This is a genomic window from Spirosoma oryzicola (assembly GCF_021233055.1).
Taxonomy (GTDB): domain Bacteria; phylum Bacteroidota; class Bacteroidia; order Cytophagales; family Spirosomataceae; genus Spirosoma; species Spirosoma oryzicola.
The window spans coordinates 3,804,802-3,818,383 of record NZ_CP089538.1 but is presented as its reverse complement, the minus strand read 5'-3'; the positions used below and the strand labels follow the sequence as shown (position 1 = coordinate 3,818,383).

Annotated in this window: 10 protein-coding genes; 7 read left to right on the top strand and 3 right to left on the bottom strand. The window is 49.9% G+C overall.

Annotated elements, in window-relative coordinates; translation table 11 throughout:
• Positions 1 to 81: 81 nt before the first annotated feature.
• From LQ777_RS16110 to LQ777_RS16100, 3 genes are all read right to left on the bottom strand, one after another.
• Complete coding sequence (locus LQ777_RS16110; RefSeq protein WP_232558955.1) at positions 82 to 1,449, bottom strand: sensor histidine kinase; 1,368 nt, start codon at positions 1,447 to 1,449, stop codon at positions 82 to 84.
• 3 nt (positions 1,450 to 1,452) lie between these two features.
• Complete coding sequence (locus tag LQ777_RS16105; RefSeq protein WP_232558954.1) at positions 1,453 to 2,145, bottom strand: response regulator transcription factor; 693 nt, start codon at positions 2,143 to 2,145, stop codon at positions 1,453 to 1,455.
• Between the two features lie 928 nt (positions 2,146 to 3,073).
• Positions 3,074 to 5,377: an efflux RND transporter permease subunit gene (locus LQ777_RS16100; RefSeq protein WP_232558953.1), complete on the bottom strand. Its 2,304-nt coding sequence runs from the start codon at positions 5,375 to 5,377 to the stop codon at positions 3,074 to 3,076.
• An 855-nt stretch (positions 5,378 to 6,232) separates the two neighbouring features.
• Here LQ777_RS16100 and LQ777_RS16095 point away from each other — a divergent pair.
• The 7 genes from LQ777_RS16095 to LQ777_RS16065 are packed head-to-tail and all read left to right on the top strand — an operon-like array spanning position 6,233 to position 13,581.
• A complete protein-coding gene (locus tag LQ777_RS16095; RefSeq protein ID WP_232558952.1) occupies positions 6,233 to 6,640 on the top strand; it encodes a response regulator in 408 nt (135 codons plus the stop codon).
• The gene (locus tag LQ777_RS16090) at positions 6,615 to 7,844 is read left to right on the top strand and encodes a sugar transferase (RefSeq protein WP_232558951.1); all 1,230 of its coding nucleotides are present in this window, start codon (positions 6,615 to 6,617) and stop codon (positions 7,842 to 7,844) included. Before LQ777_RS16095 ends, LQ777_RS16090 begins: the two co-directional genes overlap by 26 nt.
• Positions 7,823 to 8,773 (top strand): glycosyltransferase family 2 protein, encoded by a 951-nt coding sequence (locus tag LQ777_RS16085; RefSeq protein ID WP_232558950.1) that lies wholly within the window; start codon positions 7,823 to 7,825, stop codon positions 8,771 to 8,773. The genes LQ777_RS16090 and LQ777_RS16085 overlap by 22 nt, the downstream gene beginning before the upstream one ends.
• A 22-nt stretch (positions 8,774 to 8,795) precedes the next feature.
• The gene (locus LQ777_RS16080) at positions 8,796 to 9,989 is read left to right on the top strand and encodes a glycosyltransferase family 2 protein (protein ID WP_232558949.1); all 1,194 of its coding nucleotides are present in this window, start codon (positions 8,796 to 8,798) and stop codon (positions 9,987 to 9,989) included.
• A 23-nt stretch (positions 9,990 to 10,012) separates the two neighbouring features.
• A complete protein-coding gene (locus LQ777_RS16075) occupies positions 10,013 to 11,497 on the top strand; it encodes an O-antigen ligase family protein (protein ID WP_232558948.1) in 1,485 nt (494 codons plus the stop codon).
• The gene (locus tag LQ777_RS16070; protein ID WP_232558947.1) at positions 11,494 to 12,705 is read left to right on the top strand and encodes a glycosyltransferase; all 1,212 of its coding nucleotides are present in this window, start codon (positions 11,494 to 11,496) and stop codon (positions 12,703 to 12,705) included. Before LQ777_RS16075 ends, LQ777_RS16070 begins: the two co-directional genes overlap by 4 nt.
• 48 nt (positions 12,706 to 12,753) lie before the next feature.
• Complete coding sequence (locus LQ777_RS16065; RefSeq protein ID WP_232558946.1) at positions 12,754 to 13,581, top strand: TolC family protein; 828 nt, start codon at positions 12,754 to 12,756, stop codon at positions 13,579 to 13,581.
• The last annotated feature ends 1 nt before the right edge of the window (position 13,582 follow it).

The following is a 13,582-nucleotide window of genomic DNA, read 5'->3' as shown; positions in this document are numbered from 1 at the left end:
AAAGATCACTATGCGCTATTAAAGGCTACTTAGAGCGGGCTTAGGGTAGCGTTAGAAATTAATTAGAAAAAAATTAGAAGCCTATACGTGAGGTAACGAAACGGTAAATGTACTTCCCCTATTCAGTTGACTATCAACCGACAAGTTGCCCTGGTGGAGTTCGATGATCCGGTCGCAGATGGATAAGCCGATGCCGAATCCATCGTAAGCAATGGCGTTGGACGCCCGGTAGAACGATTCAAAAATGTGCTGGCGATCCGCTTCCGAAATACCAATCCCCCGGTCGCGAACCGCCACCCGGCAGTAGCGTTCGTCGGTGCTGATTCGTACCAGGGCGGTGTGATCAGCGGAGTATTTGCAGGCATTGTCAAACAAGTTGAGCATAACCTGTTTCAGCAGACTCTCGTTCCCATTGACGACCGTTTCGGTTTCCTCGTGCGGGATATTCTCGTAGTCGATTTCGATATGGTACGCGGGTTTGGCGCTTAGCAATTCGTCTTTCGCCAGAAAAACAATGTCGTCGATGCGAACGGTCTGAAAGGGAACGCTCTGGATCGATTCGAGCGTACGCGCCAGAAACAACAGGCTGTTTGTGAGCCCAATAAGCCGATCTGCATCCGAAAGTAAGTTTACGAGCACTTCTTCGTGTTCGGGTACCGTCAATGGGCGACGTAACCCTAGCTGAATCTCGGATTTCAGAGCGGCCAGCGGAGTCCGTAGCTCGTGCGATGCGTGCGACACGAAACTACGCTGTTGCTCGAAGGCTTTTTCCAATCGTTGCAGCACGTCGTTGAAATTGATTGCCAATTGACCAATCTCATCCCGTCGATTGCCTTCGTCCAGACGTTGCCGGAGGTTACGCGCCGTAATGGCCGATACCTGCTCATTGATCCGACTGATAGGCCGTAGCGACTGACCCGCAAAGAAAATGCCCAGCCCGATCGTAATACTTAATCCACCCAACAATCCCCAGCCCAATGTAAGCTGTAGATTCGCCATCTTACTCCGGCCAAACTGGTCATACGCCGAGGACAATACGACCAGGTCGCGGCCATTCTGCTGATACAGTAAGCCTACCAGTTCGTTGTCGCCACTGTACGTTTCGACTTCTTTTTGTTGCCGGACTTCACTCAGCAAGTGAACATCGTAGTGAATGATCTTGTCATCTACGCTGCTGTAGATCAGTGCGTTGTGCTCGTCAAAAATAAGCACTTTCTCATCAATTAAAGCGGTCAGAGTATTCCGGTCAATGATTTTGAGCAACTCCTGATCGACTTCTTTTACTTCAACCAGAAACCGAACTGTTGTTCGGCCTTTGTTCTTCAACCGCTCGTAAAACTCTTCTCGCCGGTAGTTTGCCGACACGACGTAAATAATCACCGAAAACGCCACCAGAATGGACGCAACGATCAACGAAAACTGGAGGGCGATTCGGTTGCGGATGGTCATAAGCTAGTCTTCTTTCAGAACGTATCCCATACCGGGGCGGGTATGAATAAGCTTTGGTTCGAAATCACGGTCGATTTTTCGGCGCAGGTAGTTGATGTAGACTTCCACCACGTTTGTACCCGGATCGAAATTAAGGCTCCAGACCGTTTCGGCAATATCGGCTTTGGGTAATACCCGACCTCGGTTGCGAATCATGTATTCGAGCAGGGCAAACTCGCGGGCGGTCAGGTCAATGAGCGTGTTGCCCCGTTTAACCTCTTTCCTGGTTACGTTGACCGTCAGATTGGCAACCTGCCAGATTTCTTCGGTTTCAACGCTATTGCTCAACGCCAGCCGCCGGAAACAGGTAGCGACACGGGCGATCAACTCCCGAAAATCGAACGGTTTTACCAGGTAATCGTCCGCACCAAGCGCCAAGGCTTCTACTTTATCTTCGATTTCGCCGAGCGCCGACAGAATAATGATGGGCAGGAGAGGTCGCTCCGCCCGAACCGATCGACATACCTCGAAGCCGCTTAATTCGGGAAGGTTCAGGTCAAGAATCAAGAGATCGACGCTTGGTTGCAGAGCGGCCTGCCGACCATTGATGCCTTCGTATACCACCTCGGTCGCGTAGCCTTCGTCCTGAAGGCCCCGGCTAATATTTTGGGCAATACGCCGATCATCCTCAACGATCAAAATTTTCTTTTGGGCCATACTCGTGACAACGAATTTGCGACGTTGGATATTGGCTAACGAATGGTGAGTGTCAACACTCAAGTCAACGTTCTGTTCTGATAAGTAGGTCTGCCGAAATAGTTTAGGGTATTGTTTGTCATGCTGACGCAGGAAGCATCTTTGGTAGTAGGATCAATGGCTCATCCGAAGATACGTCGCGTCAGCATGACAAAATACCATTATAGAATACTTTAAACTATTTCTGCTTTATTACTTACAAGCCCCAGTTTCGATAACATTGATTAATTTGATGGGCTGACGATAATCGTACTTTTGGCAAATCGATGTCATAAAACATAGTCTTGTACCGATTTCTATTTTTGGGAGTCGATAAAATAATGTGATGAATCATGTCCCATTTAATTCGCTCCGGTACCCCTTCTAATCCTCCATACCTTTTGCGCTCAAATAGTGTCCGATAGAAATACCTGAGTAGACTAGTCGAGGTAGAAACATCCAAAAGGATCAAGCCTGTAGCCCGTTTGAGACGCTGCTCCATACAACTGGAGTAATTACCGTCCATAACCCAATGATCGCGAGCGATTGCTGCATCGTGCAACGCTATAAATTCATTGGTGGGCCGCACTTGCCAATCCGTATTTTGTAAGTGATAAAGTTGGTCGAGATGAATCACCTCTACGTTTCGTTTTCGACCGATTGCATTGGCAAGGGTTGATTTTCCACTGTTGGATGGTCCCAGAATACATATACGTTCTCCAAAGCTTGAGAGTGGTATCATTGGCAGCTCTTTGGTTAGAATGCTTGTAACCACAAACAAAACAATTGCTTGTTAGCTAGCGGGGTGACCAACTTACAGCGTACTTGTTGCTTTCTACTGCAAAATCAATTGTTTGACTGTTGTAATTTACTTAACACTCATGCCTATTGATCCGTAACTCAAACACCATTAAACCCGATAGCGTTTCAGGCTGAGCAGCAGGGCGGGCAGCAGAATAAGGTTTGTCAGACACGCCATAAGTACCGTTGTGGCCACCAGAACGCCCAAGGCTGCTGTACCACCAAAACCGGAGGCTGCGAACACCGAAAAACCACCCGCCAGAATCAGGGCGGTATAAATCAGACTAACCCCCGTTTCGTGAATAGCCGCCGAAATAGCCGCCGACGGTGCCAGACCGCGTTGCAGCTGCTGCCGATAGCTCGTCAGAAAGTAAACCGTTCCGTCGGAAGAAAGGCCAAACGCTATACTGAAAATAAGGATAGTCGATGGTTTAAACGCAATGTCGGTATACCCCATAATGCCCGCCGTTACCAGCAACGGAATCAGACACGGAAGTTTTGACATCAAGATAATGGGGACCGACCGGAACAGCACCATACCAACCAAGGCAATCAGCAGAATCGCAATGCCCAGACTTTCGTATAGGTTGCCAAGCAGGTAATCGTTGCTCTTAAGAAACACCAGACTGTGGCCGGTCAGGCTTACCTTGTAGCCCGTATCACGGAACAATGAATCAATGCGCGGCTGTAGTTTACCCAAAACTTCCTGCATCCGAATGGAGCCAATGTCGGCCATCTGGTAGCTAACCCGCGCAACCTGTCGGGAACTGTCTATATAGGAGCGGGTCAGCGAAGACGACGGGGACGACTTCACGCCTATTGGCGCTTCGGCCACCATGTCGCGCAGGGCAAGAGCGGGCGGAAGCACGTAATACTTTGGTGCGCCACCCCGGTAGGACTGGTACGCAAAACGAATGGCATCGACCAGTGAACGGGGTTTTGAAAACTCAGGATACTGCGCAATAATGCGTTCCATCGCCCGGATTTTGTACAGTGCCGAACCCGTTCCAGCCAAAATGCCGTTGGGCTTGCCCGTATCAATGGTCACTTCAAAAGGTAAGGCCCCTTTAAACTGCGCTTCGAAGAAACGCATGTCATTATACACCGGATCGTTTTTCGGTAGGTCATCGACCACGAACCCTTCGATCCGGATGAGCGGCAGCCCCAAGGCACTAATTACGGTAATAACGGCAATCAGACCGTAAACAAGGGGTCGTTTGTGGTGAACCCAGTTATCGATGTGGGTCAGCGTACCACGCCAGATACTGACTTCCGTTGAATCGCCCTGCTGCGTTTTAGGAACCGGAAGGTAGCTAAGGATAATCGGCACCATCAGCAGGCAGATCACGTACACCGCGAGTACGCAAACAGCCGCTACCAACCCAAACTCGACCAGCAGCCGGCTATTGGTAAAGTAGAAAACGCCGAAGCCGATAGCTGTGGTTACGTTGGCCAGAAACGAAGCAAGCCCAATTTCTTCAATGGTATTTTCCAGCGCCCGTTGTTTTTGCCCGTGCTCGGCCAGTTCGGCGTTGTATTTATTGATCAAGAAGACGCAGTTCGGAATGCCGATCACAATCAGCAGGGGGGGGAGCAGACCCGTTAATACGGTCATCTCATAACCGAAGAGGACCAACGCACCCACCGCAAAACACACACCCATCAGTACGACTGTGAGCGAAAGAACCACCACTTTCCAGGAACGGAACAGCAACCACACCAGCAGGCCCGTTACGGCTACGGCCAGCGCCGTAAACAGCTTTAACTCACCCGCTACCCGTTTAGATACCTCCGTCCGGATGGAGGGAAGACCAGAGTAATGAACGGTGATGCCCGTCTTTTTGGCAAAGGTGTCACCCTGCTGCCGGATGGCTGCGACGATGCCAAGGCGATCTTTCGTGTTTAACGTCTTCTCATCCAGCGAAATCGCCATCAACGTTGATTTCGTCTCGGGATTGACGAGCAGACCATCGTAAAAGGGAAGGTCCAGTATCTTTTTTTGCAAACTATCGACCTGCTGCTGCGTCTGCGGACGTTGGGTCACGACTTGTTTAATACCCCATGTCGTATCCTGCCGGGCGATGGTGTACAGGCGGCTTATGGACAGTGCGTCTTTTACACCGGGTAGTTTGCGGACTTGTTCCGTCATGTCGTACCACGACTGATAAACGGGCAAGTCGAACCAGCGCTTGTCCTGCCAGCCCACAATCATAACCGATCCATCAATACCAAACCGCTGTTTGAAGTCTTCGTAATGTTGCTGCGTGCTATCAGATAGCGGTAAAACGCGGGCAGGTTGATAGGACAGTTGCAGACGGGTCCCGAAGTTACCCATCACGATGGTTACAATAATCAGTACGGTGAGCCAGAATAGCCGCAGCTTTAAAATGCCGCGGGCAATAGATTTCCACATAAGTACGTAGTGTTACACAATGATAACAGGGCAGACTGTGGGTTCTGCCCTGCTGCTGTCAGGGATGGCCTGATCGAAAAACAAATGAAATTTTCCAGAAATACGGATAAGGTCCGTTCGCTAATCAAAAGCACTGCTTCTTAAATTAGTTCAACGACGGATTTCTTCGGGTTGTATTCGGAACTGCAAAGATTCAGTGATTCATCAAAGAATACAAATTGTCGGCTCAAATGGCATCATCCAGCGGGGAGAAGCGTAGAATAGTACAGCAGTAAAATAGTAGTAATATAAGGTTCATAATCAATTTTATGAAGATATAGTATTTTAATATTTAAGTTTATGGCTATAAGGAGCTAACTTTTGTTCCCTGTAAACTGTTTTTTGTAAATAGCAGGTAGGGTATTTACCCATGAATTATATAACTTACGTACGATAGTTAGCGTGAGGGGATAAATGTGTTCTAAGCGAATGCCAAACGACAGGTCTCAGGGTGTAACAGAAAGGCGAATCATCGTCCGTAAGCCAGAAATCCGTATGAGCAATCCTACCGTACATTGTCGTGCAGAAATACGGAGCAAACAAAACGTATGGTAGATAAAACAGATTTTAGTTACTAAATGAGTGGAACTATTACTTATTTAGCCGAATAGTGTAATTTTATCGTGGAATATACAAGCATAACGCTTTTTGGTGATTTCTACTTATAAATTTGCTTAAGTAACTATGGAAAAATTATCGTTTATATTAAGGTTTTATATATTTATATTAGTAAACATTTGACTATATTTACGAGAATAAAACAAGCCTTGTTTGCCAACGGGCGCTACTACATAAGCAGCTTAACTGTACTCTAGAATGAAATCACTTTACCACGTATTGGTTGCCGAAGATGATCCTTTTATCCGTAAAGTGTTGCGTCAGACACTGAAAGATGATTTTGAAGTGGTAACAACGGAAAATGGTATCGAAGCCGTAACCTGGTTAGAAGAAGGAAACCCCGTCGACATTATCCTATCGGACATTCAGATGCCTCACATGGATGGGACCGATTTGATTCGGACACTGCGGGCCAGTCCGCTTTTTCACCGACTACCGATCATTATTCTATCTACTTTTTCGGATAGTGACACGCGCATCAAATTCCTCAAGCTGGGTGCTGACGATTATATCGTGAAGCCATTCAATCCAATTGAGGTCAAAACGAAAATCAGAAGCTTACTGCGTCGAATCGAAGCCAATGACATCGACATCTCCCAACAATAGTCGACTTAACGATCAACTTCCGTTGTCAACGAATATGCAGGCGGTACAAGAAAAGCTTCAACTATTTCGGGTGCTTTACGTTGAAAGCAACGAACGACGGGTTGAGTCGTTTCGGCAGGCATTTGGTTCACAGATCGACGTAACTGACGTGCCGGATGGGCAATCTGCGCTGGCTCAGCTGGAACATGGCGAACCCGTTGACCTGGTACTCTTCAATGATGACTTGGATAGTCTGCTCTTTCTGAAGGAGTTGGGGGCCAAGCGTAAGCTCGCGCACGTGCCGGTTGTGCTGCTTACGGATCGAACCAATATTGATCTTCGGCAGGCTCCGTTTCATGGGCATGTGATCGACGCATTTCCTCATAATTACTCGGAGGAAGCGCTGCGTATTCGGCTGAAATACCTGATTCAGAAGAAAGACTACGAGCAGAGCGGCCGTATCAATCCCAAGTCGGCGTCCATTCGTATTCCAATCGGGAAACGGCTCTTTGATATTTTCGTCTCGCTGTTTATTCTGATTATGATATCGCCCATACTACTGGTCGTGGCGATTCTGGTCAAGCTGGATTCTAAAGGACCGGTTTTCTACAGCTCAAAGCGAGTCGGAACGGGGTTCAAGATCTTTAACATGTATAAATTCCGCACCATGAGCACCGGAGCCGATAAACTCCTGGCGGGTATGGCATCGCAGAATATGTACAACGCGCCAGTCGTCGAAAAAACCGACGACGAACGCTGCGAGGTTTGTAAGATCGCCGGTACTTCGTGTCAGCAGCCGCTGTTCATGGACCAGAAGCAAATCTGTGAGATTCTGTACCAGCGCGAGCAAAAGGCGAAGGCGATGTTCTCGAAGTTCAAGGAAGATCCACGGGTAACGCGGCTTGGTAAGATCCTGCGCAATACCAGTATTGATGAGTTGCCGCAGTTTTATAACATTTTGCGGGGCGACATGTCCTTTGTGGGTAATCGGCCCTTACCAATTTATGAAGCGGAAAAACTGACCACCATCGGCTATGCCCGTCGGTTCGCGGCACCGGCCGGTCTGACCGGGCTGTGGCAGGTGACCAAGCGCGGCAAAGCGAAGGTTTCTGACCAGGAGCGGATTCAATTGGACGTTTTATACGCCAAAACGTATTCGTTTCGGACAGATATGCTTATACTTCTGAAAACTCTCAAGGCAGTATGGCAGAAGGAGAACGTATAAAGACGCTACCACTTATTTCGCTGATCACCATCAACTACAACCAGGCGGTGGTGACCTGCGATATGCTGGAATCAACCCGGCAGTTAACGTATCCAAATTTTGAAATTATTGTCGTCGACAATGGGTCGGTAGAAAATCCTACCGAGCGCATCCGGCAAGGAAATTATCCGAACGTAACGGTTGTCGTCAGTCCCGACAATCTGGGTTTTTCTGGAGGCAACAACCTCGGTGTCCGTTATGCCAAGGGTGATTACTTGTTTTTTCTAAACAACGACACCATCGTAACGCCCGATTTGCTGGAGAAACTGGTCGAACCGTTTCTGCGCGATGCAACAATCGGTGTCACCTGTCCCAAGATTCGCTACCACGATCAGCCAAACGTCATTCAATATGCGGGCTACCGTCCACTGAATCCGTATACGGGCCGAACCTGGTCAATCGGGCTGATGGAACCCGACAAAGGCCAGCACGATCAGCCGGGACCAACACCCTTTGCGCACGGTGCCGCGATGATGGTCAGTCGGGCGGTGCTGGAACGGGCGGGCTCGCTGGACGACAGTTTTTTTCTGTATTACGAAGAACTTGACTGGTCGGCCCGGATACGACGGGCTGGCTTTCAGATTTATTACCAGGCCGAAGCCCTGATTTACCACCGTGAATCAATGAGCGTCGGAAAGATGAACGCCATGAAAGTGTATTACCACGTTCGGAACCGATTGTGGTTTATGCGCCGGAATGTAGCGGGCTGGCAACTGCTGGTTTTTTACGTGTACTATTTCGGCGTTGCTATTCCCAAAGCGCTGATTCAGTACACGATTCGCTGGCAGCCTGCTTACCTTAAATCGGTAAAAGACGCTATCATCTGGAACCTGAAGCATTCCAGCAAGCAATCCGTTTCAGTGCCGTCACCCATGGCGATGACAGCCTGATTTGTTTATTAATGACATACGAATGGAACTACTGTTACTTCTTTGTATAGGACTTGTTGTGTATACCTACCTCGGTTACGGGGTCGTAGTCTGGGCATTAATTAAGCTACGGCCAAAACGCCCGGTGGTAACCAATATATCGGACGACTTTACGCCGGATGTGACCCTGATCGTACCGGCCTATAATGAGTTAGATTGCCTGCCCGCCAAGGTAGCGAATTCGCTTGGACAGGTGTACCCACGGGAGCACATTCGATTTTTGTTTGTAACGGAAGGGTCGAACGATGACTCAGATACGTTCCTGAAGGCGACGTATGGTGATGCGGTCGAGGTGCTCGGGGGAAGCGAACGCCGTGGTAAAGTCGCGGCTATGAACCGCGCGATGCAGACGATTCAAACACCGATTGTCATCTTCACCGATGCCAACACCCAACTCAATCCGGAAGCCGTTCGAAACATCGTGCGGCATTTTCGCGATCCAAACGTTGGGGCGGTAGCGGGTGAAAAACGCATTCTGACGGAGGATAGCGAGTCGGCGGCTGGTTCAGGCGAAGGGCTGTACTGGAAGTATGAATCGCAGTTGAAAAAATGGGATGCCGAGTTACACACAATCGTTGGAGCCGCGGGTGAGTTATTCGCCGTTCGTACCGACTTGTATGAACCCGTATCGCCCGATACCATTCTCGACGATTTTATGATTTCGCTCCTGATTGCGGGACGCGGCTACCGGGTTACGTACGAGCCGGAGGCTTACGCACTCGAGCGGCCTTCGTTTTCAATCATTGACGAACAAAAACGCAAAATCCGAATCGCGGCTGGTGGTTTCCAATCGATGGTCTGGTTGAAAAAATTATTAAATCCTTTCCGGTACGGCTTATTGACGTTTGAGTACGTCTCGCACCGGGTGATGCGTTGGGCCGTTACGCCCCTATGTCTGCCCCTGATTCTGCTGTTCAATATCGGGCTGGTTATCCGCGATGGCTGGACTTCGGGCTGGGGTCTGCTTTTGGCGGCACAGATACTTTTTTACGGTGCGGCCTGGCTGGGATATGTTCTCGAAAAGCGTCAGTTGCGCTGGAAGGCAGTTTTTGTTCCGTTTTATTTCACGTTCATGAACGTATGTGCGCTCGCTGGACTAGTCCGCTATCTCCGGGGAAACCAGTCGGGAACCTGGGAGAAAGTACGACGCGCCAACGCAGTGGATGCGCTTATCTAAGTGTTTAGGAGTACGGATTAATTATGGCACAGTCAGCATCTTTTTTGAGAAATCAGCTCTCGAACCATTTCTGGCTGTACAGTTTGCTCGGCGGATTGTACACCGTGGGGGTGGGCTTTTTAATCAGTCGGGTCGGCCCTACCGGCGCTGTTCTGGCGGTGCTCTTGCCGATTGCGCTGCTTCTGGTGTTGCTCATTTTGCTGGAGCCCCGGTTTGGCCTGTTCGTTTATTTACAACTGGTTTTTATCGTCGGTTTTTCCCGGTTCCTGCCAGCGTCTATACCCGTGGGGGTGTCGGTCGATGGCTTGTTGTTTCTGATCCTGTTCAGTCTGTTTATCAACGGCCAGCGCATGGAGTGGCGTCGGTTGCGTAGTCCGGCTTTCGCACTCATCGGTATCTGGTTTTTGTACACGGTCATCGAACTGTTCAACCCCGAAGCGCCTTACCGGCCAGCCTGGTTTTTACACGTGCGGGCCTTTTCGTTGCACTGGTTCCTGGTATCCATCATGGTGCTGGTTATTCCCATCACCCGCAACGACGTTAAAATTATGGTCAACTCCTGGCTCAGCTGGTCCTTTCTGGCTGCGCTCTGGGCTTTCAAACAGCAATACATCGGTCTGACAACGAACGAGCAAATCTGGCTGGATAGTGGCAACGCGGCTACGCACATCCTGTTTGGTCAGCTCCGCTGTTTCTCGTTTTATTCGGATGCCGCCCAGTTCGGGGCCGAGATGGCCGGTGCAACGCTGGTGGCTATAACCCGGGTTTTTGAAGAAAAATCGATTAAGTACAAGGCGTTTTTTGCCGTTCTGGCGCTGGTCTATTTCTGGGGCTATGCCGTTTCCGGAACCCGAAGCGCTCTTTTCGTCCTGATTGCGGGTTTCCCCTTTTATCTGTTGCTGAAACGTGATATTCCCAAGTTGATCGCTGGTGTTGTTCTGGCGGTGCCGCTTTTTCTGCTCCTGATGTACACGAGCGTGGGTAGCTCCAACTACCAGGTGCAACGGATGCGGTCGGCACTGACGCCGATGAACGACCCATCGTTTATCCTGCGACTTCAGAATCAGGCTAAGATGCGTACGTACCTGCAAGATCTACCGTTTGGCGCAGGCATTGGCACATCAACCGATGGTGGTGCTCGGTTTTCGCCCTGGCACTGGGCGGCTCATATTGCCCCCGACAGCTGGTTCGTAGAGCTTTGGATGGAAACGGGTCGCGTTGGGGTCACGCTGTACATTATGATGCTGGTAGGGCTGGTACTGGTGGGTATCTATCAGGTCTGGCAGCTCAAAGACCCCTGGATGGTCAAAATTATGTACGGCTTTCTGGCGGAGTTTGTCGGTATTGCCCTCATGGGTTACTCCAATCCGGTTCTGGGGCAGTTCCCAACGAACGGCGTCATTTACATCAGTACCATGCTGATTGCTACCTGTTACCGGTGGGACACCCGGTCAGCTACTTCCGAATCCTCGATTAACCAATCACCTACCTACGCCCCAGCCCTATGAAGCAATTTGATAGCATCATCTGTATTGCGCAAACATCCTGGAAAGGTGACTTCCAAAAAGCGGTCGTGCAGCTTATGACCGAATTGTCGGCTCGCCATCGGGTTCTTTTTGTCGATTATCTATACACCGTGAAGGATTTGGCGCAGGGGATTGCAGGGCGGCAGGATATACCCGTACGGAACATCCTGCACCTGAACAATCCGCTGTCTAAAATAACGACGGAACATGGGGGAGAGCTGTACGTCTGGTCTCCACCGGTTATGTTGCCCATCAACTGGCTGGCGGCCCGCTCGCACGATCAGGTACTGCACTGGAATACCGACCGGCTGATTAGTGGTCTGCGCGATGTGATGCGTCGGCTGAACATGCACCGTCCTCTGGTTATCAATGCGTTCAATCCGGTGATCGGTTTGCCGCTGTTGGGAAAGCTGAATGAGTGCGCGACGATCTATTACTGCTTCGACGAAATCTCCGTTGTGGGTGACTGGATGAGTCGGCACGGACAGCGCTACGAAGACGCCTACATCCGGCGGGTTGATGGGGTCATTGCTACGTCGGAAGCCCTGAAGCAGGACAAATCAGCACTGCAACCCAACACCTTCTGCGTGAAGAACGGTGCCAACTTTGAGCTGTTTAACCAAACCCGCCAGCTGGCCCAGCAGCAGCCACCCGTAAAACCAGTTGTGGGATACTTAGGCTCCGCCGATAACCGGGTTAATATCGATATCATGGAATACTGCGCTCGTACGATGCCCGATGTCGAATTTCAGTTTATCGGAGAGGTGCACGAACCCAAGCTGCCAGAGCGTCTGGATTCCTTCCCCAACGTAACCTTTATTCCACCCCGTCAGCCTGCCGATTTGCCTCCCATACTGGCAAAGCTAAGCGTCGGGCTGATCCCATTCGTCTGTAACAAACATACGTATACAATTTATCCGCTGAAAATCAACGAGTATCTGGCCGCTGGTTTACCCGTGGTATCGACTCCTTTTTCAATTCTTGATGACTTTGCGGGCATCATTGAACTGGCTGATACACCGGAGTCCTTCGCGCAGGCTATTCGACGCGCCCTCGCCGACAAAGACCCTCAGCGCATCCAGGAGCGGGTACATACCGCACAGGCCAATTCCTGGGAGCGACGCGCGCACGAATTTGAAGCCGCTATTCAGCAGATACCCAAAGCCTGGCGGCAGGAACAGCCCGCCTGAGTGAAAGTAGCTTTTACTCAATGAACAATAAATCCCTACAACATAAACATGAAACGAATAAGGATTGATCGACTGAGCCGCTTTATCCAGCTGTGTGCGCTGGTACTGGTTCTGTTGATCGCAGGGTACACGGCAAGCTACAGTCAGAATGGAGCTACCCCGGCGCAGGCGACGCCGAAACCAATCGCATCGCCCGCCGACGGTTTGCCTATCGATAGTATGACGTTTGACTTCAATCGGGACATTGCCCAGCAGTTAGTCTCGTTTGACGAAATGTATAAGCTGGCGTTAGCGTATTCGCCATCGGTAAAATTTGAAGGAGCCGTCTCAAATGCACAGCTCGCTGCTTTACAACTTTCCAAGCTTCAGGTGTTACAGAATGTAACCGGGTACTACAATTACTCGTCCGGTAATCAGGCTATCCTGTCGACGGGCACGAATGTAAGCGATCAGTTGGGGCAGATCTCAAACGGTTATCGGGCGGGGGTAAACGTTGCCATAAGCATTCATGATTTGTTTGGTCGTCCCCAGCAGATCAAGCTGGCCCGTGCCAATTACGAATCCACGAAAGAGCGCCGTCGTACCGCCGAAATTCAATTGAAGCGCGACTTATTCAATCTGTATCAGGATTTGATTCTGTCCCAGCGGATTTTGCAGATTCGGTTGCGTGACGATCAGGCGTCACTGGCCGCTTACCAAATTGGGCTGGTGGAGTTGCAGAAAGGAAAGATTACCCCCGAAACACACGCCTTTAATAGCAACCGGTACGCCGAAACACGATCAACAGTTGAGCAAGCCAAGACGCAGTTTATCAAGACGATATACGCGCTTGAACTGTTTGTAGGAGTTCCTATTAACCAATTGAAACGCAGCTAAC

Bases quoted from the DNA above. Each gene is read 5' to 3' on its own strand.
- LQ777_RS16110 (WP_232558955.1), bottom strand. From the start codon at position 1,449: ATGACCATCCGCAACCGAATCGCCCTCCAGTTTTCGTTGATCGTTGCG.
- LQ777_RS16105 (WP_232558954.1), bottom strand. From the start codon at position 2,145: ATGGCCCAAAAGAAAATTTTGATCGTTGAGGATGATCGGCGTATTGCC.
- LQ777_RS16100 (WP_232558953.1), bottom strand. From the start codon at position 5,377: ATGTGGAAATCTATTGCCCGCGGCATTTTAAAGCTGCGGCTATTCTGG.
- LQ777_RS16095 (WP_232558952.1), top strand. From the start codon at position 6,233: ATGAAATCACTTTACCACGTATTGGTTGCCGAAGATGATCCTTTTATC.
- LQ777_RS16090 (WP_232558951.1), top strand. From the start codon at position 6,615: ATGACATCGACATCTCCCAACAATAGTCGACTTAACGATCAACTTCCG.
- LQ777_RS16085 (WP_232558950.1), top strand. From the start codon at position 7,823: ATGGCAGAAGGAGAACGTATAAAGACGCTACCACTTATTTCGCTGATC.
- LQ777_RS16080 (WP_232558949.1), top strand. From the start codon at position 8,796: ATGGAACTACTGTTACTTCTTTGTATAGGACTTGTTGTGTATACCTAC.
- LQ777_RS16075 (WP_232558948.1), top strand. From the start codon at position 10,013: ATGGCACAGTCAGCATCTTTTTTGAGAAATCAGCTCTCGAACCATTTC.
- LQ777_RS16070 (WP_232558947.1), top strand. From the start codon at position 11,494: ATGAAGCAATTTGATAGCATCATCTGTATTGCGCAAACATCCTGGAAA.
- LQ777_RS16065 (WP_232558946.1), top strand. From the start codon at position 12,754: ATGAAACGAATAAGGATTGATCGACTGAGCCGCTTTATCCAGCTGTGT.